The following is a 20,419-nucleotide window of genomic DNA, read 5'->3' as shown; positions in this document are numbered from 1 at the left end:
ACACCCACCCCCAACCGCAACCGCGGGGAACGGGCAAACCGACCCCCAAAGGCCCAGCGCCCAGCGCAGCGTCACCGCAACCGCGGGCGGCGGGAAAAACACCCCACCCCAGCAGCAACCGCGGGGAACGGGCGAACCGACCGCAGAACGCCCAGCGCAGCGCACCGCAACCGCGGGCGGCGGGAAGAACACCTACGCAAGCCGCAACCGCGGGAAAGGGGCGAACCCCCAGAGCGTCAAGCCCGCCCGGCGAGGGCGTCCAGCTCCGCACGCCCGAGCCCCGTCGCGCCGCTCACCTCGTCCAGGTCGACCGCACCGCAGTCCAGACCACGCAGCACATATCCGCTCAGCGCCTTCGCCGTTGCCGGCTCGTCCATCACGTCACCCCCCGCGCGTGCCACGTACGCCGCAAGCCGTGCCGCCGCCGACTCCAGGCCCTCGCGGTAGAAGGCATAGACGGCCGCGTAGCGGGTCGGCAGGTGGCCCGGGTGCATGTCCCAGCCCTGGTAGTAGGCGCGGGCGAGCGAGCGCCGCACCAGGCCGTAGTGGAGCCGCCAGGCGTCGTGGACCTGGGAGGTCGGGCCGACCGGCAGCACATTCGTGGAGCCGTCCGACAGGCGTACGCCTGTGCCCGCGGCCGCGACCTGCATGACGGCCTTGGCGTGGTCGGCCACCGGGTGGTCCATGGACTGGTACGCGGCGCTGACGCCGCACGAGGCGCTGTAGTCGAAGGTTCCGTAGTGCAGGCCGGTGGCGCGGCCCTCGGCGGCGTCGATCAGCCGGGCGACCGTGGCCCTGCCGTCGGGGCCGAGGATCGCCTGGGTGGTCTCGATCTGGATCTCGAAGCCGATCCGGCCCTGCCCGAGGCCGCGGGCCTTCTCGAACTCCTCGCAGAGCCTGACCATGGCCGAGACCTGCTCGGGGAAGGTCACCTTGGGGAGGGTCAGCACGAGCCCCTCGGGCAGGCCGCCGGCCTCCATGAGTCCGGTGAGGAAGATGTCGAGCGTGCGGATGCCGCGGTCGCGGACGGCGGCCTCCATGCACTTCATCCGGATGCCGATGCAGGGCGGTGCGGTGCCGTCGGCAACGGTCCGGGCGACGAGCCGGGCGGCGCGCGCGGCTGCGGCGTCCTCCTCGTCGTCGGGGCGCGGGCCGTAACCGTCCTCGAAGTCGATCCGCAGATCTTCGATGGGCTCGCGCCGCAGCTTGGCGCGGACGCGTTCGTAGACATCCGCGGCGAGCTGCTCGGGAAGCTCCAGGACACGGGCGAACGCCGCTGCGTCGGGGGCGTGCTCGTCGAGCGCGGCAAGGGCCTGGTCGCCCCAGGAGCGGACGGTGCCCGCTTCGAAGACGTCTCCCGGTACGTAGACGGTGTGCACCGGCTGCCGCGTGCCGGGGTCCCCCGGGTAGCGCCGCGCCAGCTCGGCATCGACGCCGGCCAGCGACGCACCGACGCTCTCCCGTACCGCGTCCGACAGCGACATGCCGGCCCTCTCACCCTGCGCCATCTGCCACACTCCCGAGCTTTCAACAAACCGTTGAAGTGAAGCTAGCCGGGCCGTACCGCCAGGTCAACACGGAAGTGGTCCCTGTACGCCCGGGGCGTGCAGGGACCACTCCATGTGACGGCTCAGCAGGTGACGGCTCAGCCCTTGCGGACCTTGATCTCCTCGGTGAGCTGCGGGACGACCTCGAAGAGGTCGCCGACGACGCCGTAATCGACGAGGTCGAAGATCGGGGCTTCGGCGTCCTTGTTGATGGCCACGATGGTCTTGGACGTCTGCATGCCCGCCCGGTGCTGGATCGCTCCGGAGATGCCGGAGGCGATGTACAGCTGCGGGGAGACCTGCTTGCCGGTCTGGCCCACCTGGTTGCTGTGCGGGTACCAGCCGGCGTCGACGGCGGCGCGCGAGGCGCCGACGGCCGCGCCGAGCGAGTCGGCCAGCGCCTCGATGATGTTGAAGTTCTCCGCGGCACCCACACCGCGGCCGCCGGAGACCACCATCGCGGCCTCGGTCAGCTCCGGGCGGCCGGTGGACTCGCGCGGGGTGCGCGCCACGACCTTGGTGCCGGTGGCGCCCTCGCTGAAGGTCACTGCGAACTGCTCGACGGTGCCCGCCGCGGGTGCGGCCTCGGGGGTGGCCGAGTTCGGCTTGACGGTGATCACCGGGGTGCCCTTGGTGATGTGCGACTTGGTGGTGAACGCGGCGGCGAACACCGACTGGGTTGCGACCGGGCCCTCGGTGCCGGCCTCCAGGTCGATGGCGTCGGTGATGATGCCGGAGCCGATGCGCACCGCGAGGCGGGCCGCGATCTCCTTGCCCTCGGCGGAGGACGGCACCAGGACGGCGACCGGGTTCACGGACGTGACGGCCTGCTCCAGCGCGTCCACCTTCGGCACGACGAGGTAGTCGGCGAACTCGGACGCGTCGGCGGCCAGCACCCGGGTCGCGCCGTGCTCGGCGAGCACCGGGGCGGCAGTGTCGGCGCCGGCGCCCAGGTGGACGGCGACGGGCTCGCCGATGCGGCGGGCCAGGGTCAGCAGTTCGAGGGTCGGCTTGCGGACGGCGCCGTCCACATGGTCGACGTAGACGAGGACTTCACCCATGGGAATTCATCTCTCCTGCGAGGTTCTGACGGCGTGACAGGGGCGGCGGCTCAGATGAACTTGCGCTCCGCGAGGAAGGCTGCGAGCTGCTTGCCGCCCTCGCCCTCGTCCTTGACGATCGTCCCGGCGGTGCGGGCCGGGCGTTCGTTGGCCTCGTCGACCGCGCTCCAGGCGCCCGCCAGACCCACCTCGGCCGCCTCGATGCCCAGGTCGGACAGGTCGAGCGACTCCACCGGCTTCTTCTTGGCGGCCATGATGCCCTTGAACGACGGGTAACGGGCCTCGCCGGACTGGTCGGTCACCGACACCACGGCCGGCAGCGACGCCTGAAGCTGCTCGCTCGCCGCGTCACCGTCGCGGCGGCCGGTCACTGTGCCGTCCTCGACCTTGACCTCGGACAGCAGCGTGACCTGCGGCACGGACAGGCGCTCGGCGAGGATCGCCGGGACGACGCCGGCGGTGCCGTCGGTGGACGCCATGCCGCAGACGACCAGGTCGTAGCCGACGTGCTCGATCGCCTTGGCCAGCACCAGCGACGTACCCAGGATGTCGGTGCCGTGCAGCGCGTCGTCCTCGACGTGGACGGCCTTGTCGGCGCCCATCGACAGCGCCTTGCGCAGCGCGTCCTTCGCGTCCTCCGGACCGACGGTCAGCACGGTGATCTCCGCGTCGTCGGCGGCCTCGGAGATCTGCAGCGCCTGTTCCACCGCGTACTCGTCGAGCTCCGACAGCAGGCCGTCCACGGCATCGCGGTCAGTGGTCAGGTCCTCGGCGAAGTGACGGTCGCCCGTGGCGTCGGGCACGTACTTCACACAGACAACGATCCTCAAGCTCACGCCTGCTCTCCTACTGCATCGGGTTTGCGGGCCCACCCAGTAACTGCCCGGTGAAGGCAGCATAGGCGCCTTCGGGGGCGGTTCCCCGGCCGGAGCGCCAAGGCGGAGCCGAAGCACCGCCGGGACGCCCCGACAGAAATATTACTCGCCAGTAGACAGAACCCGTGCCCGGTCCGCAAGGCTCGTGAACTGTGACGTTCCCGACGCCTGCGGACACCGCCGAGAGATCCCGGCACGGGCTCAGTGTCTCAGGGCGTTGAAGCGGCCCTCGTGGTAGAGGAGCGGGCGACCGGGACCCTCGGGATCGCCGGCAACCGCCTCGGCGACGACGATGCGGTGGTCACCGGCGGGCACCCGGGCCGCGATCCGGCACACGAGCCAGGCGGAAACGCCGTCAAGCACCGGCACGCCGTGCGGGCCGGTACGCCATGAGGTGGGCCTACCGAAGCGGTCGGCGCCGCTGCGCGCAAAGGTCGCCGCCAGCTCCTCCTGGTGCTCGCCGAGTATGTGGACACCGACGTGTGTGGCCTCGGTGAGCGTCGGCCAGCTGGAGGAGCCGGTGCTGATGCCGAACGAGAGCAGCGGCGGCTCGGCCGCCACCGAGGTCAGCGAGGTGGCCGTGAACCCGACCGGTCCGGCGCCCGCCGCGGTGATCACGGCGACGCCCGCCGCGTGGCGGCGGAAGACCGAGCGGAAGACGGTGCTGTCGAAGGCAGCCTCGGCGAGATCGGGGGCGCCCGATCGGGAAGCGGCCAGATGCGAGGGGCGGCCGAGATCGGTCGACGCAGTCATGGAGTTGTCCTTCTGTAACGGTCGGGCCGGAACTGAACGGGCGTCAGGGGTGGTCAACGGCCGTCCGGACAGCGCGCGCTGGCGTGCCGACCGAGGTCGACATCCGTCCGCCCGTACAGAAGGAGCTCATGCGACATAACGTCAGACTGACGATTCCGGTTGCACCACGTCAAGGGCGGACCGGCATGTGGGACGGGGATCACTGGTCCACCGCCGCTCCGACGGCGGCGATGACATCCGCCTTGCGCGGCTGACCCGCGGCCCGGCGGCGGACCGCGCCGTTGCGGTCGAGCACCAGCACGGTGGGGGTCTTCAGGATCGAAAGACGACGGACGAGATCGAGATGGGCCTCGGCGTCGATCTCCACGTGCACAACGCCGTCGACCATCTCGGCGACCTCGGCGAGGGTGCGTCGCGTGGCACGGCACGGCGCGCAGAAGGCACTCGAGAACTGCACCAACGTGGCCCGCTCACCGAGCGCACCGCCGATCTCGGCTGCCGTCAGCCGCGTGCCGTCGTCCTTGCTGCGCACTCGTGTCCTCCCGTCGGTCCGCCGGTGCACCAGGCCGAAGATCCCGGCCGCGGCGAACACGGCGACGCACACCACGAGTCCTGTCATCTTCGCCTCCCGGTCGGGTGCAGCATTCATAGGACCGCAATGATTCCCGGAGCGCCCGCGGCGGCCCGCTCGGCCATGATGGAGCGCATGACCATCGATGTCCGCGGGCCGCGGTTCGGCGCGGCTCTCACCACCGTCGTCCTCGCGGTCGCGCTGATCACCGGCAGCGGTTGGCTCCTTGCCGTCCAGGCACTGGTGTTCGCTCTCGGTACGGTGCTCGGTGTGCAACGTTCGCCGTACGGGGTGGTGTTCCGCGCGCTGGTGCGGCCCAGGCTCGGACCGCCGACCGCGACGGAGGACCCCGCACCTCCCCGCTTCGCGCAGGGGGTCGGACTCGTCTTCACGGTGATCGGAGTGACCGGCTACGCCATCGGGCCGTCGTGGCTCGGGCCTGCGGCGACCGCGTGTGCGCTCGCCGCAGCCTTCCTCAACGCCGCCTTCGGTTACTGCCTGGGGTGCGAGACGTATCTGCTGCTGCGGCGTGCCATGGGATGACGTGAGAAGAATCTCGTGCCGATGCCGGCGCGGGATCTGGCGGTTAACACGTTGTCGAGGGACCATCCTGCGACGGCCGCAACCTACGGCCTGGTAACTTTCGCACCCAGCCATCTGGAAGGTGTCCCCCCACGTGGCCGAACTCGTCTATCCCCCGGTCATCGGCATCGCCCGCACCATGTTCCGTGTGCAGGGCCTGCGCTTCGACATGGCCGGCACCGAGCATGTGCCGCACCGCGGTGGAGCCTTGCTGGTGAGCAACCACATCAGCTACCTGGACTTCGTCTTCTGCGGACTCGCCGCGCGCCCGGCGAAGCGGCTGGTGCGCTTCATGGCCAAGGAGTCCGTCTTCCGGCACAAGGTGTCGGGGCCGTTGATGCGCGCGATGAAGCACATCCCCGTGGACCGGTCGCGCGGTGTCGCCGCCTACGAGCACGCGCTGCGCGCGCTGCGGGCGGGCGAGATCGTCGGGGTCTTCCCCGAGGCGACGATCTCACGCTCCTTCACGCTCAAGGCGTTCAAGACCGGCGCGGCACGGCTCGCCCAGGACGCCGGCGTGCCGCTGCTGCCGATGGCTCTGTGGGGCACACAGCGGATGTGGACCAAGGGTCATCCGCGACGGCTCGGCCGCCATCACTTCCCCATCACGATGCGCGTCGGCGAGCCCCTGGCGGCAGAACCGCACGAGGACGCGGAGTCGCTCACCGATCGACTGCGCGGCCGCGTACAGGAGTTGCTCGACGCCGCCGCGCGTGCGTATCCGGTACGCCCGAGCGGCCCCGACGACAGCTGGTGGCTGCCCGCGCACCTGGGCGGCACCGCACCGACCCCGGAACAGGCCGAGGCACTGGCCTAGGCCGCGTCACGCGGGGTCCCGGACGACGATCTCGGCGCCGGGGCTCAACCGGGACAGCTGCTCGGCGAGTTCGGCACCGGCCGCCCGCAGGTCGTCGAGCGGCATCGGATCGAGGCGTTCCAGCAGGAAGAGGGCACGCGTGGACTCCTTGGTGAGGCGGGTGCGCACCCCCTGCCGCCAGTTCCAGCGCCGGCAGGTCACCCCGGCGTCGTCCAGCCAGACCACCTCGCCGGGCTCCGGGTGCTCGACCGCCGGCTCGCCCCCGGCGGCGGTCTCGAACGGCTCGTCGCCGACGGCCCGCACCAGCCGCATGCCGCCCTGGATGCGGTCGGCGTCCTCACCGCCGACCGGAACGAGATGCGCCACGCTGACGGCGTTGTAGACGTCGACGAGGAGGTTGATCCGAGGCAGCGCGCCGTCGGCGAGTGCGCGGCGGGCGAGCGCCTCGGCGGAGTTGCGGGTGCGGGACGGCTTGGCGCCGAAGGCCGAGTAGGCGGCGCGCCAGGCAGCGATGTGCGGGTGCTCGTGCGGCGGGCGACCGCCGAGGCGCGCCGAGAGCCGGCGTACCGCGTCGTCGAGCAGAACCGAACTGCGCTCGTCGCTCGGACCGCCGCTCAGGCCACGGGCCTCGACCGCAAGGTGGGTGAAGTGCGGTGCGAGGGCGCGGACGTCATCCGCGACGGTGAGGGTCAAAGGTGGTGCGGACGTCATCGGAAGCCTTCGGTGCGGGGGCTCGGGTGTCACCACGGCGCAGAGCACGTCGCCGGGGCCGGCGGTGTCGGCGGTCTCGCGGAACGGCTCCATGGCGTGACCGTACCCGCCGACCCGCGGCGATTGATGCGCACGTACGTCCTACCGCGCCGCCATCTCCTCGGCGATCGCGGCGGCGAAGGCGTCCACGTCCTCCTCCGTCGTGTCGAACGAGCACATCCAGCGCACGGCGCCGGTCGCCTCGTCCCACACATAGAACCGGAAACGCTTCTGCAGCCGATCGGTGACGTCACGCGGCAGCGTCGCGAAGACCCCGTTGGCCTGTACCGGGTACAGCAGCGTGACGCCGTCGATCCCGCGGACGGCGTCGGCGAGGCGCGTCGCCATGGCATTGGCGTGCCGTGCGCTGCGCAGCCACAGATCCCCGGCGAGCAGCGCCTCGAACTGCACCGAGATGAAACGCATCTTGGAGGCCAGCTGCATCGACAGCTTGCGCAGATGCTTCATCGCACGCACCCGCTGCGGATCGAGCACGACGACGCACTCGCCGAGCAGCAGCCCGTTCTTGGTCCCGCCGAAGCTGAGGACGTCGACCCCGGCCTCGGTGGTGAACTCGGCCAGCGGCACACCCAGCGTCGCGGCGGCGTTGGCGATCCGCGCGCCGTCGAGATGGACGGCCATGCCCCGCTCATGGGCGCGCTCGCAGATCGCCCGGACCTCCTCCGGCGTGTAGCAGGTGCCCAGTTCGGTGCTCTGGGTGATGGAGACGACCTGTGGCTGGGCGCGGTGCTCGTCGTCGAATCCCCACGCCTCCCGGTCGATCAGCTCGGGGGTGAGCTTGCCGTCGGGCGTCGGGATCGCGAGCAGCTTGAGCCCGCCGATGCGTTCGGGCGCGCCGCACTCGTCCACGTTGATGTGGGCGGATGCGGCGCAGATCACCGCGCCCCACCGTTCGGTGAGCGCCTGCAGCGCGGTGACGTTGGCGCCGGTGCCGTTGAACACCGGGTACACCTCGGCGCGGGGGCCGAAGTGACGGCGGAAGACGTCCTGCAGGTGCGCGGTGTACTCGTCCTCGCCGTAGGCGACCTGGTGGCCGCCGTTGGCGAGCGCCAGCGCCGCGAGCACCTCCGGGTGCGCGCCCGCGTAGTTGTCGCTGGCGAAGCCTCGCACCCCGGGGTCGTGGCGTCGCACGGCTTCGGTCGCGGGATGGCCGTTCACGGTCGGGGAGTGAGCCACAAGCGGTTTCCGTTCACTTCGTCGGCAGGCCGGGTCCACACGCCGGCGATGCTGTCCGCCAGCTCGCCGACATCCGTGAAACCGGCGAATTTCGCGTTGGGGCGCTGCGCCCGCATCTCGTCGTGCACCAGCGCCTTGACGACGATGATCGTAGCCGCGGCGGTCGGTCCCGTCTCCCCGCCGGCCTTGCGGAAGGAGTCCGCAAGCGCGAGCGTCCATGCCTCGGCCGCCGCCTTGGCGGCCGCGTAGGCGGCGTTGCCCGCGGTGGGCTTGGTCGCGCCGGACTGGCTGATCAGCACGTAGCGCCCGAACGCGCTGCGCAGCAAGGGGTCGTGGAACGCGAGCGAGGTGTGCTGGACAGTGCGCACCAGCAGGTCGTTGAGGACGGTCCAGTCCCCCAGGTCGGTCTCGGGGAAAGTGGCCGAGCCGCGCCAGCCGCCGACGAGGTGGATCAGGCCGTCGATGCGGCCGAACTGCTTCTCGGTGCGGGCGGCCCACTCCCGGGTGGCGTCGATGTCGAGCAGGTCGATGACGTCCCCGGTGATGTCGCCGCCCCCGGCCTGGTAGCGGGCGGCGTCGACGGCTTCGGCGAGCCGTTCCGGCTGGGCGTCCGCGGCCACGACGTGCACTCCCGCCTGGGCGAGACGGCACAGCGTGGCCTTGCCCGCCGGGCCGCCGGCACCCGCCACCGCGATCACCGCGCCGCTCAGCGGCCTCGTGTTGTTCCCAGTGGTCATCGCCTTCGCCTCCTGCCCGGTCGCGCGCGTCACGCGGCCACCCGCACCGCGTCGTCGGCAGTGATGCCCTTCGTCGAAGCGATCACATCGCGCAGCTTCTTCGCGAGCGCCTCATAGAACATGCTGAGCGGAAACTCGTCCGGCAGCACGTCGTCGACGAGTTTGCGCGGCGGCAGCGAGAGGTCGAGGGCGTCGGGGCCCTTGGCCCACACCGAGCCGGGGTGCGGCGCGAGATAGGTGGAGACCAGCTCGTAGGCGGCGAACCAGTGGACGAGCTTGGGCCGGTCGATGCCGTCCCGGTAGAGCTTCTCGATCTCCGCACACAGCTGGTTGGTGACCTGAGGGGCGCGCTGCCAGTCGATGTGCAGGGTGTTGTCCGTCCAGCGCAGCACGTCGTGCTGGTGCAGGTAGGCGAAGAGGAGCTGACCGCCGAGGCCGTCGTAGTTGCGGACCCGCTCGCCGGTGACGGGGAAGCGGAAGAGCCGGTCGAACAGGACGGCGTACTGGACGAGGGTGCCCTGCTCGTAGCCGTCCGCCTCCAGCTTGACCGCCTCCTTGAAGGCGGTGAGGTCGCAGCGGAGCTCTTCGAGGCCGTACATCCAGAACGGCTGGCGCTGCTTGATCATGAACGGGTCGAACGGCAGGTCGCCGTGACTGTGGGTGCGGTCGTGGATCATGTCCCAGAGCACGAACGTCTGCTGGGCGAGCTCCTGGTCGGCGACGAGCTCCGCGGCGCGCTCGGGGAGCGCCAGGCCGAGGGTGGTGACGGCGGCCTCCGTCACCCGGCGGAAGCGGGCGGCCTCGCGGTCGCAGAAGATGGCACCCCAGCTGAACCGTTCCGGCACCTCGCGGACGGCGACCGTCTCGGGGAAGAGAACAGCGGAGTTGGTGTCGTAGCCGCTGGTGAAGTCCTCGAAAGTGATCGGCACGAACATCGGGTTGTCGTAGCGGGTGTGCTCGAGCTCCGCCAGCCACTCCGGCCACACCACACGCAGCGCGACGGCCTCCAGGTTGCGGTCCGGATTGCCGTTCTGGGTGTACATCGCGAAGACGACGAGGTGCTCCAGGCCGTCGCGGCGGTCGGCCGCGGGCTGGAATGCCAGCAACGAGTCGAGGAAGTCGGGGACGCCGAATCCATCCGCGCCCCAACGGCGCAGGTCCGCCACGAGGGCCTCGTGGTACGCGGCGTCGTGCGGCAGCAGCGGCGCCAGTTCCTGGACCGCGCCGACCGCGCGCGAGAGCTCCCGCTCCGCCTCGGCGGGCTCCGGAGCGCCCTGGGCGGAGAAGTCGATGGAACCGTCCTTCGACTGCCAGACCCGTATCGCCTCGACCGCCTCCTTGAGCACTGCCCAGGCGGGCTGTCGCACGATACCTTCGTCGCCGCTCGCCGCGACCGACAGGAAATCTTCCCTCATGACCCGTCCTCCACAGAAGATCTTTGCGCCAGACACGGTAAGGGCGCTGGGTTGTGCGGTTCAAGGGGAGGATTCGAATAATCCTCCGGCGACAGCTGGTGTTCGCGGGGATTTCTCCTGTTACATACCCGATCCCAAGGAGATTTCTCACCTCTGGCGGGTCGACACCTCACGGCCACCGGTAGTTCGGCAGATCGTCGTCGCGGGTGGCTAGGGTGATCGTTGAGCCGTCGCGGGCCACAGGGCGGGCGGAGGCCTGAGCACGAAAGGCGCGAGCACGTTGACTTTCTTCACCATCGGCCACCGCGGCGTCATGGGCGTCGAGCCGGAGAACACCCTGAGATCCTTCATCCGGGCCGACCGCGAGGGGCTCGACGGAATCGAGCTCGACCTGCACCTGAGCAAGGACGGCGAGCTCGTGGTCATGCACGACGCCACCGTCGACCGCACCACCGACGGCACCGGGGCCATCGCCGATCTCACCCTCGCCGAGCTGCGTGAACTCGACGCCGGCCGCGGCGAGCGGATCCCGGTCTTCGAGGAGGTCGTCGATGCGGTGAGCCGCCCGATCCAGGCCGAGATCAAGGACGTGGCGGCGGCCCGGGTGCTCGCACGCGTGCTGCAACGGCGCCGGCTGCTGGAGCGGGTCTCGGTGCTCTCCTTCCACGACGCCGCGCTGCTGGAGATCAGGGAACTGCTGCCCGGGGTCCGGACGGTCCTGGTGGCCGGGCGCACCGGCCCGGACTTCGTCGAGCGGGCGCAGGCGGTCGGAGCCCGGCTGGTCAGCCTCGAACTGCGCAAGATCAGCCTGGAGGTCGTGGAGCGCTGCCAGGGGGCGGGCATCGCCGTCATGGCCTGGACCGTCAACACGCCGCGCGAGCTGGCGCTCGCCCACGCGCTCGGGCTCGACGGCGCCGCCACCGACATGCCGGAGATCAAGCACGCAGTGGCGGCCGCCGGGGGTTGAGCGGGCTCGGTGCGGGCTCGGCGCGGGCTCAGCCGAGCTTCTTGACCAGCAGCTCGAACCGCAGGTCGTCGCGGCGCGGCAGCCCGAACCGCTCGTCGCCGTAGGGGAACGGGGTGTACTGCCCGGTGCGGCGGTAGCCGCGGCGCTCGTACCAGGCGATGAGGTCGTCGCGTGCGGAAATCACCGTCATGTGCATCTCACCGGCGCCCCACTCGTCGCGGGCGAAACGCTCCGCCTCCGAAAGGACCGACTTCCCCAGTCCGCCGCCCTGGCGCGCCGGGCTCACCGCGAACATCCCGAAGTAGGCATGTCCGTCGCGGCGTTCCAGCTGGCAGCAGGCGATCAGCCCAGTGCCGTCCTCGACCGCCACTATGCGGCTGTCCGCGTCCCGGATGACCGCGGCGACGCCGTCGGGATCGGTGCGCTGCCCGTCGAGCAGATCGGCCTCCGTGGTCCATCCTGTGCGGCTGGCGTCACCGCGGTACGCCGACTCGATGAGGGTGACGAGCGTGGGCACGTCGGCCTCGGTGGCGGTTCGGAAGACGGGCTGCTCGGCGGTGCTCATGCGTGAGTGGTTCCTTCCCCGGCGGGTCCAGGCGTGGTGCCGCTCCGAGACTAACCCGACAAGTATCGTCCGCCGCATGGTCAACGTACTGAGCAGCCGGATCCTGCTGCGGCCGACCGACCTGGAGCGGTCCCGTGCCTTCTACCGCGACATCCTCGGGCTGGCGATCTACCGCGAGTTCGGGCAGGGACCGGAGCGCGGCACGGTGTTCTTCCTCGGCGGCGGCCATCTGGAGCTCTCGGGAAGCTCGGATCATCCACCGGCGCCGGGCATGCGGCTGTGGCTCCAGGTCCCCGACGTACGGGAGGCGCATGAGGAGCTCAGCGCACGCGGTGTCGAGGTGGTGCGGGAGCCGCGGCAGGAGCCGTGGGGGCTGATCGAGATGTGGATCAGCGACCCGGACGGCGTGCAGATCTGCGTCGTGGAGGTCCCGCAGGACCATCCCATCCGTTACCGGCCATGACTCACGCCTCGTCAGGCGACGCCCGTCTCCGCGCAGGCAGTCGCGAGCCTGCGCACACCCTCGGTGATCTCCTCCGCGCCGGTGGTGTCGGCGAAGCTCACCCGCAGGTACGGCGCCGGAGCCTCGGCCGCGAAGTAGGGGCGGCCGGGTGCCACGGCGACGCCGTGTCTGAGAGCCGTGGCGGCGAGCGCCAGTTCGTCCGTGCCGTCGGGGAGCGGGAGCCACAGGTGGTAGCCGCCCGCGGGCACTCGCGCCGGGACGAGGTGCGGCAGCTCGCCGGCGAGTGCGGAGAGCATCGCGTCACGCCGCTCGCGCAGCCCCGCGGCGACGGTGCGCAGATGGCGCTGCCATGCGGGCGAACCGACGAGTTCGAGGGTGGCCTCCTGCAGCGGGCGCGGTACGAAGAAGCTGTCGACCACCTGGATGGCCCGCAACCGCTCCGACACCGGCCCGCGGGCGATCAGCGCGCCGATCCGCAGGCTGGGGGAGGTGGGTTTGGTGAGGGAGGTGACGTGGACGACGGTGCCGTCGATGTCGTCGGCGATCATCGGGGGCGGCAACGGTCCGCCATGGCCGAGACGGCGGGCGAAGTCGTCCTCGACGACGAACGCCCCGGCGGCACGGGCGATCCGAGTCACCTCCCGGCGACGCTCCGCGCAGAGCACCGCACCGGTCGGGTTCTGGAAGAGCGGCTGGCAGAAGAAGATCCTTGCCCCGGTCGCCTCGAACGCGGCGGCGAGCAGATCGGTCCGCACACCGTCGGCGTCCACAGGGACCGGGACCGGCCGCAGCCCTGCCGCGCGGGCCACGGCGAGGGCGCCCGGATAGGTGGGTGATTCGACGAGCACCGGCGAGCCGGGGGCGGCGAGCGCGTGCAGCGCCGTGGTGAGTGCGGCCTGGCCACCTGCGGTGATCAGCACCTGCGCCGGTGCGACCCCGCCCGCTTCCCGGGCGAACCAGGCGCGCAACTCGATGATCCCTTCGAGCGGAGGCCGCTCCCAGGCACCGGGGCGGCGGGCCGCACGGCCGAGTGCTGCGGCGAGCGCCTGCTCGGGTTGGAGTGAGGGATGCAGATAGCCGGCGTTGAGGGCGATGACGCCGGGCGGTGGCGCGGAGAGCGTGGCGAGGACACCGGAGGCGTCGACCACGCGCGGGGCGGCGTCCCCGTGGGCCTCGGCGCTGAGGGCGATCTGCTGCCAGGAGGTGTCGGCGGCACGCAGCGCGCGCGGCTCGTCCGTGCGGCGTTCGGCGCGGTAGGTGCCGGATCCGGGACGGGTGACGACCAGGCCTTCGGCGGCGAGCGCGGATAGCGCACGCGAGACGGTGACCGGGCTGACGCCGAAGCGCTCGACGAGTGCACGGCTCGACGGGAGCTTCTCCCCCGGAGAGTAGCGCTTTAGCTCCCGCCGCAGAGTATCGGCGACGGTTCCCGAACTGCTACCGTCATTCATGAAAGTTGATAATAGCGCTATCCACCACAGCCCGGTAGCGGTGAGCGGCGGCACACTGCTCGCCGCCCTCGCCGTGGCGATCTTCTCGTTCACCTTTCCGGCGACACACTGGGCGCTCGGCGGTTTCGGGCCGTGGACCACCGTCACCGTCCGCGCCGCCCTCGCCGCCGCGATAGCGGGGCCGTGCCTGCTCGCCGCGCGGGCCCCGCTGCCCGACCGGCGCCAATGGCCGGCCATCGCCGTGGTGGCCTCGGGTGTCGTGCTGGGCTATCCGCTGCTGACCACGCTTGCCCTGCAGACCACCTCGACCTCGCACGCCGCCGTGGTCGTCGGCGCGCTGCCGCTGGCGACCGCTGCGATCGCCTCCGTTGTGACGCACACCCGGCATCCCCGCCTCTTCTGGATCGCTGCGTGCTCGGGAACGGTCGTGGTGATCGTCTTCGCCCTCTCCCAGAGCCACGGCGCACCGACCGGCGGTGACCTGCTGCTCTTCGCATCGCTGCTGATCTGCGCCGCGGGATACGTCGCAGGCGGCAGACTCGCCCGGACGATGCCCGGCTGGCAGGTGATCGGCTGGGCGCTGGTGGCGGCGCTGCCGCTCACCGGGCCGGCCGCGGCCCTGGCACTCGGCGTCGAGCCCTCCAGGCCCGGCGGCCTGTCCGTGCTCGGCCTGGTCTATCTTGCGGCCGTCTCGCAGTTCGGCGGGTTGATGGTGTGGTACAGGGGCATGGCGGCGATCGGTGTGGCCCGCGCAAGCCAGCTGCAGCTCGCCCAGCCGCTGCTGACGCTGGTCTGGTCGGCGCTGCTGCTGGGCGAACGCCTGGGTGCCGCCACGCCGTTGACGGCGGTCGCGGTGCTCGTATGCGTCGCTGTCACCCAGCGCGTCTGAGGCAACGCCACCCTGGCGCGCCCTCCCGCACCACCATGCGCCGCGTGTGCGCCGTCCGCTCCGGGCATCTCCCCTGTGTCGGTACGGACCGGGGAGGGGTCATGCACGGACCGCCGCTCGTCGGCTGGTTGCTCGTGGTGACCGGTTCTGCCACCGGGCTCTCGTGTCTGCTGCGCATGAGGGCGGGGTGCGCGGCCGCGCCGGGCGAGCGGCGCACCGCGCGGGACGAGGGGGTGATGGGTCTCGGCATGGGGCTTATGGCGGTGCCCGCGCCGGTGCTGGACCAGCACCCTTGGGGTCCGCCGCTGTTCGTGGTGGCCTTCGGCGCAATGGCGTTGCGCTTCGCCGTGCTGGCCCGTGACGAGCGGCACCGCTTCCACCACGCCGTGGAGGCCGCGGCGATGGCCTACACGGCGCTCGCGATGGGCACGGGCGGCGGATCCGGGATGGCGGGCATGGCCGGTGCGCCCGGTATGGGCAGCCAAGCCGGAGCGCCGACGGGCATACCGGTGCTCACGGGTGTGCTGCTGTGCTATTTCGCGGTGTATGCCCTCGCCACCGGCATACGCATGCTCCCCGCTGCCGGGCGCGCCCCGGTCACGGTCACCGGGCCCCGAGCCGGATCCCTGCTGGAGGCACCGGAGCTCGCCGCGGCGTGCCGTCTGTCGCTGGGCATCGGGATGTTCACGATGCTGCTGACGATGTGACAGTGACGGTGACGGCGAGACGGCCGCGCGGATGAGGCGTACGTCACCTTCCCCGAAGGTGACGTACCCATCGGTAGTGGGGGGCCTTAATCTTTGCGCCATGACGGTTCCGTTCGTGCTGCTGGTACTCGGCGCACTGACGGCGGCGCTGGCACCACGTCTGCTGGCCCGAGCCGACTGGCCCGACCGCGAGCCCGTGCTGGCGCTGTGGGTATGGCAGTGCGTGATCGTCGGCGTCCTGCTGTGCTGTGTCTCCGCGATGGCACTGTGCGCGTCGGCAGCATGGGCCGTGGTCCGCGGGCATGTCTTCGCGCTCGCACCGCGCGGCGTCGTGGACGCATACGGACTGGCCGCGTACGGCCGCTGGGCGGGCGTCCTGGCCGTGCTGCTCGCGTGCGGCGGCGCATGGACGGCCGCGATGCTGACGCGCGAGGTGCGCGGCGCCCGCGCGCGGCACCGCCGGCGGCGCGCCGAGCTGCTCGTGCGATCCCCGCGGCTGCTCGGCGAGCTGCCCGCCGAGGGCGGCGAGCGTCTGGTGGTGCTGGAGAGCGAACGGGCCGAGGCGTGGTGGCTTGCCGGCTCCCGGCCGCAGCTGGTCGTCACGACCGCCGCCCTGCGCAGGCTGCAGGGCAGGCAGCTCGACGCGGTACTCGCACACGAACAAGGCCACGCCCGTGCACGCCACGACTGGCTGCTGGCCTTCGCCTATGCGCTGGCCGCGGGGTTCCCGCAGGTGCCCGTCTTCGCGGGGTTCCGTCATCAGGTGCACCGCCTGGTGGAGTTGGCGGCGGACGACGTGGCATCCCGGCGCTTCGGCCGGTTGACCACGGCCCTGGCCCTGGTCGAACTCAATGAGGACCGCGGCGTGTTCGGGCCGTGTCCGACGCCGCTGGCCCAACTGCCGGGCCGCGTCCACCGACTGCTCGACCCTGCACCACGTCTGACGCGGGGGCACCGGATGGGACTGACGGCGATGGCGCTGCTGGTGCCCGTCGTCCCGCTGCTGGTGGCCTTCGGTCCTGGCATCGGCGCGCTGACGTAGGCCGTGTCCCTTCCCGGGCCTGAGCGTGTCGGCCGGCGCGGCCCCGTAGCATCGGCGTCCGTGCCCGCCGACACGCCCCCCGACACCACCGCGCCGCCGCCCGCCCCGCCGCCTCCGGCCGGCGGTGCCACCCGGCTCCGCTGCCTGTGGTGGACGGCCGCACTCGCCTGCGGTTTTCTCGTGCTTCTCGTCCTCGTCCTGGTGACGCCGGGGCGGCCGCCACTGCTGCCCCTCGACGGTCGCACCGATGCCGCTCTGCACGGCTTCGCACGCGCCCATCCGTCCGTGACGCGGCTGAACCTCGTCCTGACCGACTGGGTGTGGGGCCCGACGACCATGCGGCTGCTGACAGTCGCTGCCGCTGCCCTGCTGCTCGGGCGGGGGCACCGCCGGCGCGCAACATGGACGCTGATCGCCTGCGCCGCCGGATGGGCGCTGGAGACAGGGGCGAAGGCGGCCGTCGGCCGCGCCCGCCCGCACTGGCCGCATCCGGTGGACTCGGCCACCGCCGCGTCCTTCCCGTCGGGCCACGCCGTCGCGGCGGCGACGGCCTGTGTGACGTTGCTCTGGCTGATGCGGCTGTACGGAGTACGGGGGCAGTGGTGGACGGCAGCAGTTGCCATCGGCGCCGTGTCCGCCACGGGCGTCGGCTTCACCAGGCTGTATCTGGGGGTGCACTGGCCCTCGGACGTCCTCGCAGGGTGGCTGCTCGGCGCAGCGGTGGTGACGGCGTCGGCTGCGGTGATCGAGCCCTGGAAGGCGGTTGAGCAGGACTTGTCGCAACGGGCAGGATCGCGAGCATGACGACAGCTGCCCCCGGGCACTTCAAAGGTTGCATCTTCGACTTCTCCGGCACGCTCTTCCGGGTGGAACCGGCCGGACGGTGGCTGCGTGCCGCGCTGGCCGAGGCCGGGATCTCGGCGTCCGAGGACGAGATCGCCCGCTACGCCGACCGCCTCGACCGGGCTGGTGCGCTGCCCGGAAGCAGGTCGCCTGAGTTCATCCCACCGCACCTCGAGCGGCTGTGGGAGCTCCGGGACGTGGATGCCACGCGTCACCGCGCCGCCTACGTGGGGCTCGCGCACCGGGCCGAGCTGCCGTGGCCCGAGCTGTACGACGTGCTGTACGAACGCCACATGTCACCTGCTGCCTGGGACCCGTACCCCGACACGGTGGAGGTGCTCGCCACACTGCACGAGCGGGGCGCCGGCGTGGCGGTCCTGAGCAACATCGGGTGGGATCTGCGGCCTGTGCTGCGTGCGCACGGCGTGGACAGCTTCGTCGACTCCGTGGTGCTCAGTTTCGAGCACCACATCCAAAAGCCCGATCCGCGGATCTTCCGCCTCGCCTGCGACCGGCTCGGCCAGTCGCCGGAGAACCTGCTGATGGTCGGCGACGACCGGCGCGCCGACGGCGCCGCCACCGAACTGGGGTGTGCCTTCCACGCCGTGGACCATCTGCCCGTCGACGAGCGTCCGGACGCGCTGCGGCCGGTCCTGGAACTGGTCGGCTGAGTGCGGCGGACGGTGGAGCGGTACGCGGCCGCATCGGCGATCATGGGTCCATGGCCGACACGTTCGTCACCGACACATTCGAGCTGACCACCGGGGCCCGGGAGGCGGCCGTCGACATCACCGAGCGCTGCGAGGCGTTCCTGACGCGGGCGGCGCAGGGGCGCGACGGTCTGCTCAACGTCTTCGTGCCGCATGCGACGGCCGGGGTCGCGATCATCGAGACGGGCTCGGGCAGTGATCACGACCTGATCGCCACGCTGCACAATCTGCTGCCCGCGGACGACCGCTGGCAGCACCGGCACGGCAGTCCCGGGCACGGCCGCGACCACGTCCTCCCGGCCTTCGTCGCGCCGCATGCGACGCTTCCCGTGATCGGCGGTTCGCTCGACCTCGGCACCTGGCAGTCGGTCGTGCTCGTCGACACCAACAAGGACAACCCGCGCCGCACGGTACGGCTGTCGTTCCTCGGGTGAGGGCCCCCGAAACGGCCGGCGGACCGCGACCGGTCGGCTCAGCTCAGCTCAGCTCAGCTCAGCTCAGCTGGAGAACCCGATCAGCTGGAGAACCCGATGTGCACGTGGTCGTGGTGCGTGTCGTCGGAGAAGAACTGGTCGGGCGTGGCACCGCCGGAGAGCAGGACGGGGCCGCCGACGTTGTACGACCCGGCCGCGGCCGCGTCCCGCATGAAGGTCTCGATCAGGCTGCGCGAGGTCGCCGCGTCGACGACCGCGTGCCCGTTGATCTGCCACACGTCGAAGGCCCGGCCGCGCGGATGGTCGCTGGGCCGGGTGGTGCCGAACACGTCGATGGGATGCCCGGAGCGGATGACGCTGACGTACATCCGGTATGCGCCCGCCAGTTGGAGAATCGCCCGCAGCACGCTCTCGTGGATGGTGCCGCTGCGGACGTCGGCGACGGCGTCGGGCGGGAGTTCGATGCGGGAATGCGCGAGCACGCGGTGCGCGTCGCCCGGCAGCGACGCCGCCGCGGAACCGGGGCGTGCGGGGTGCAGCGCCGTCACCGTCCACCGCGGCTGCGCCCGGCTCAGGCGTACATCGACGGTCGTCCCGCCTGCCACCACCGAGGAGCCGTTTGCCGTCCACTGTCGGCACACCACCAGAACGCTGGCGGAATCGGCGAGGATGCCTCCGTACTGCGCCTCGATGACCTGCAGCGCGGCCTGGTCGGCGGTGGGGAGCAGCGGGCCGGCCTGCTGGACGAGTCCGGAGGGCAGGCCCAGCGCGGCGACGCGGGCGCCGGCCCGCGCTGCGCCGCCCTGCCCGGCGGACCAGGTACCGATGACCTCGATCAGCTGGACGGCGCGCAGTTTGACATCGCCGTCGATGTCATTGCCGTCGGGGCGCCAGCGTGTTGTGCGCGGCAGTGCGGCGGTAGCCGGTGAGGTCGTGTGCGGCGACGGCGCGGGACTGCTCGTCGTGCGCGGTGAAGTACTGCCGCCCGAACATCCCGCGGCCCCGAGGACGGTCCCTGCGGCACCGAGCAGGACGGCCCTTCTGCCGACCGGGCGGGCAGCGGGGCGTGCCGGAGCAAGGGGGTGACGATCGCCGGATCCGGGGTACCAGGGCATCTGCCGCTCCTCGCGCTGCCGGGCGCTCGGGCCGCCCGGGGGCACGTCGGGCTTCGTGCGCGCCCAGTCTCCCGCTTCCGGGGCGTGTCCGCACGAGGGGCGCCGCACCGTGCGGGCGGTCGTGGGTGCCGGGGCCGCTCCCCCGCGGCGGCCCCGACGCCGGATGGCGACGCCGACACCGGACGATCCCCCGTGTCGCCCGGTACCGCGCCGCGCCCCCGTGGCCGACCGCACTGCGGCGGCCGCTTACCGCCCTGAGTATATTGGCCCTGAGCCAGTCAACGCAGGAGTTACAGCATGTCCCCGCGAAGCGCATCGGTCAATGAAGAATTGCGCCGCCGGTCCCGCGAGCGACTGCTGCAGGCGACGGTCGAACTCGTGGGCGAGCGCGGCTACGAGGCCACGACCTTGGCCGACGTCGCGGATCGCGCCGGGGCCGCTCGCGGGCTGGTCTCGTACTACTTCCCGGGCAAGCGTCAGCTCGTCCAGTCGGCGGTGCACCGCCTGATGCATCTGACGCTCGCCGCCGCGCTGGATCGGGAGCCGCGCACCGACGACGGCGACGAACGGCTCGCCCGCGCGATCGACGCGGTGCTGGGCCTCACCCGGACGCATACGACGGTGATGCGCACGCACATGGCGCTCATCCTGCAGCACGAGGGGTTCATCCAGTGCCCCGAGCAGCAGAAGCTGGCCGCGCTGCTGGAGGACACCATCGCACGCTGGGGCGCGGCCGACCCGGGCCAGGACTACCGGCTGCTGCGGGCTCTGCTGATGGGCGCGGTGGTGGCGCTGCTGCTGCCGGGTGCACCGATGCCCCTGTCCAGCCTGCGGGCCGAGCTCTTCCAACGGTACGGGCTGGCATGGGAGTCGGGCTGCCCGCCGAACGACGAGCCGCCGCCCAGGAGTTGACGGCGGGCCCGGCCGG

At 71.7% G+C, this 20,419-nt stretch carries 23 protein-coding genes; 11 read left to right on the top strand and 12 right to left on the bottom strand.

Going from position 1 to position 20,419, the window contains the following annotated elements; all coding sequences use genetic code 11:
• Positions 1–236 precede the first annotated feature (236 nt).
• From NGB36_RS22895 to NGB36_RS22875, 5 genes are all read right to left on the bottom strand, one after another.
• Positions 237–1,508 carry a DUF6986 family protein gene (locus NGB36_RS22895; RefSeq protein ID WP_443741612.1) on the bottom strand — a complete coding sequence of 424 codons (1,272 nt, stop codon included), beginning with the start codon at positions 1,506–1,508 and terminating at the stop codon, positions 237–239.
• Positions 1,509–1,645: 137 nt separating this feature from the next.
• A complete protein-coding gene (locus tag NGB36_RS22890; protein WP_255922290.1) occupies positions 1,646–2,608 on the bottom strand; it encodes an electron transfer flavoprotein subunit alpha/FixB family protein in 963 nt (320 codons plus the stop codon).
• Between the two features lie 50 nt (positions 2,609–2,658).
• The gene (locus NGB36_RS22885; protein WP_255922289.1) at positions 2,659–3,444 is read right to left on the bottom strand and encodes an electron transfer flavoprotein subunit beta/FixA family protein; all 786 of its coding nucleotides are present in this window, start codon (positions 3,442–3,444) and stop codon (positions 2,659–2,661) included.
• 240 nt (positions 3,445–3,684) lie between these two features.
• Positions 3,685–4,236 carry a flavin reductase family protein gene (locus NGB36_RS22880; RefSeq protein WP_255922288.1) on the bottom strand — a complete coding sequence of 184 codons (552 nt, stop codon included), beginning with the start codon at positions 4,234–4,236 and terminating at the stop codon, positions 3,685–3,687.
• A 199-nt stretch (positions 4,237–4,435) separates the two neighbouring features.
• Positions 4,436–4,855, bottom strand: coding sequence for a thioredoxin family protein (locus NGB36_RS22875; RefSeq protein ID WP_255922287.1), 420 nt, complete (start codon positions 4,853–4,855; stop codon positions 4,436–4,438).
• Between the two features lie 87 nt (positions 4,856–4,942).
• Between NGB36_RS22875 and NGB36_RS22870 the strand changes: the two genes are divergently transcribed.
• Both NGB36_RS22870 and NGB36_RS22865 read left to right on the top strand, forming a co-directional pair.
• Positions 4,943–5,350, top strand: coding sequence for a DUF4395 domain-containing protein (locus NGB36_RS22870; RefSeq protein WP_255922286.1), 408 nt, complete (start codon positions 4,943–4,945; stop codon positions 5,348–5,350).
• 133 nt (positions 5,351–5,483) lie between these two features.
• Positions 5,484–6,206 carry a lysophospholipid acyltransferase family protein gene (locus NGB36_RS22865; protein WP_255922285.1) on the top strand — a complete coding sequence of 241 codons (723 nt, stop codon included), beginning with the start codon at positions 5,484–5,486 and terminating at the stop codon, positions 6,204–6,206.
• Positions 6,207–6,212: 6 nt separating this feature from the next.
• Here the strand turns inward: NGB36_RS22865 and NGB36_RS22860 are convergent, their stop codons facing one another.
• The 4 genes from NGB36_RS22860 to NGB36_RS22845 all read right to left on the bottom strand — a co-directional run bounded on the left by NGB36_RS22860 (position 6,213) and on the right by NGB36_RS22845 (position 10,305).
• A complete protein-coding gene (locus NGB36_RS22860; protein WP_255922304.1) occupies positions 6,213–6,917 on the bottom strand; it encodes a B3/B4 domain-containing protein in 705 nt (234 codons plus the stop codon).
• Positions 6,918–7,058: 141 nt separating this feature from the next.
• Positions 7,059–8,135 (bottom strand): threonine aldolase family protein, encoded by a 1,077-nt coding sequence (locus NGB36_RS22855; RefSeq protein ID WP_255922284.1) that lies wholly within the window; start codon positions 8,133–8,135, stop codon positions 7,059–7,061.
• Positions 8,132–8,890: an SDR family oxidoreductase gene (locus NGB36_RS22850; protein ID WP_255922303.1), complete on the bottom strand. Its 759-nt coding sequence runs from the start codon at positions 8,888–8,890 to the stop codon at positions 8,132–8,134. Before NGB36_RS22850 ends, NGB36_RS22855 begins: the two co-directional genes overlap by 4 nt.
• Positions 8,891–8,919: 29 nt before the next feature.
• Positions 8,920–10,305: a DUF6421 family protein gene (locus tag NGB36_RS22845; protein ID WP_255922283.1), complete on the bottom strand. Its 1,386-nt coding sequence runs from the start codon at positions 10,303–10,305 to the stop codon at positions 8,920–8,922.
• Between the two features lie 280 nt (positions 10,306–10,585).
• On the opposite strand from NGB36_RS22845, the gene NGB36_RS22840 reads away from it, so the two are divergent.
• Positions 10,586–11,272 (top strand): glycerophosphodiester phosphodiesterase, encoded by a 687-nt coding sequence (locus NGB36_RS22840; protein ID WP_255922282.1) that lies wholly within the window; start codon positions 10,586–10,588, stop codon positions 11,270–11,272.
• Positions 11,273–11,300: 28 nt separating this feature from the next.
• On the opposite strand, the gene NGB36_RS22835 is transcribed toward NGB36_RS22840, so the two are convergent.
• On the bottom strand, positions 11,301–11,837 hold the full coding sequence (locus NGB36_RS22835) for a GNAT family N-acetyltransferase (RefSeq protein ID WP_255922281.1): 537 nt from the start codon (positions 11,835–11,837) through the stop codon (positions 11,301–11,303).
• A gap of 76 nt (positions 11,838–11,913) precedes the next feature.
• On the opposite strand from NGB36_RS22835, the gene NGB36_RS22830 reads away from it, so the two are divergent.
• Positions 11,914–12,300: a VOC family protein gene (locus tag NGB36_RS22830; RefSeq protein ID WP_255922279.1), complete on the top strand. Its 387-nt coding sequence runs from the start codon at positions 11,914–11,916 to the stop codon at positions 12,298–12,300.
• Between the two features lie 11 nt (positions 12,301–12,311).
• On the opposite strand, the gene NGB36_RS22825 is transcribed toward NGB36_RS22830, so the two are convergent.
• The gene (locus NGB36_RS22825) at positions 12,312–13,751 is read right to left on the bottom strand and encodes an aminotransferase-like domain-containing protein (protein ID WP_255922277.1); all 1,440 of its coding nucleotides are present in this window, start codon (positions 13,749–13,751) and stop codon (positions 12,312–12,314) included.
• Here NGB36_RS22825 and NGB36_RS22820 point away from each other — a divergent pair.
• The 6 genes from NGB36_RS22820 (at position 13,750) to NGB36_RS22795 (ending at position 18,376) form a co-directional block, all read left to right on the top strand.
• Positions 13,750–14,640 (top strand): DMT family transporter, encoded by an 891-nt coding sequence (locus NGB36_RS22820; RefSeq protein WP_255922276.1) that lies wholly within the window; start codon positions 13,750–13,752, stop codon positions 14,638–14,640. The genes NGB36_RS22825 and NGB36_RS22820 overlap by 2 nt on opposite strands.
• 101 nt (positions 14,641–14,741) lie before the next feature.
• Entirely contained in the window at positions 14,742–15,347 is a 606-nt protein-coding gene (locus NGB36_RS22815; RefSeq protein WP_255922275.1) for a DUF5134 domain-containing protein, read from the top strand.
• A gap of 100 nt (positions 15,348–15,447) precedes the next feature.
• Positions 15,448–16,389: a M56 family metallopeptidase gene (locus tag NGB36_RS22810; protein ID WP_255922274.1), complete on the top strand. Its 942-nt coding sequence runs from the start codon at positions 15,448–15,450 to the stop codon at positions 16,387–16,389.
• A gap of 60 nt (positions 16,390–16,449) precedes the next feature.
• Entirely contained in the window at positions 16,450–17,193 is a 744-nt protein-coding gene (locus NGB36_RS22805) for a phosphatase PAP2 family protein (RefSeq protein WP_255922273.1), read from the top strand.
• Positions 17,190–17,903: an HAD family hydrolase gene (locus NGB36_RS22800; protein ID WP_255922272.1), complete on the top strand. Its 714-nt coding sequence runs from the start codon at positions 17,190–17,192 to the stop codon at positions 17,901–17,903. Before NGB36_RS22805 ends, NGB36_RS22800 begins: the two co-directional genes overlap by 4 nt.
• Positions 17,904–17,953: 50 nt before the next feature.
• Positions 17,954–18,376, top strand: coding sequence for a secondary thiamine-phosphate synthase enzyme YjbQ (locus NGB36_RS22795; RefSeq protein ID WP_255922271.1), 423 nt, complete (start codon positions 17,954–17,956; stop codon positions 18,374–18,376).
• A gap of 80 nt (positions 18,377–18,456) precedes the next feature.
• Here NGB36_RS22795 and NGB36_RS22790 read toward each other — a convergent pair whose 3' ends face one another.
• Complete coding sequence (locus NGB36_RS22790; RefSeq protein WP_255922269.1) at positions 18,457–19,491, bottom strand: hypothetical protein; 1,035 nt, start codon at positions 19,489–19,491, stop codon at positions 18,457–18,459.
• A gap of 297 nt (positions 19,492–19,788) precedes the next feature.
• Between NGB36_RS22790 and NGB36_RS22785 the strand changes: the two genes are divergently transcribed.
• A complete protein-coding gene (locus NGB36_RS22785; protein ID WP_255922268.1) occupies positions 19,789–20,403 on the top strand; it encodes a TetR/AcrR family transcriptional regulator in 615 nt (204 codons plus the stop codon).
• Positions 20,404–20,419 lie beyond the last annotated feature (16 nt).

The organism is Streptomyces humicola, assembly GCF_024436035.1.
Classification (GTDB): Bacteria; Actinomycetota; Actinomycetes; order Streptomycetales; family Streptomycetaceae; genus Streptantibioticus_B; species Streptantibioticus_B humicola.
The sequence above is the reverse complement of the archived record's forward strand: the minus strand, read 5'-3'. Positions and strand labels throughout refer to the sequence as shown.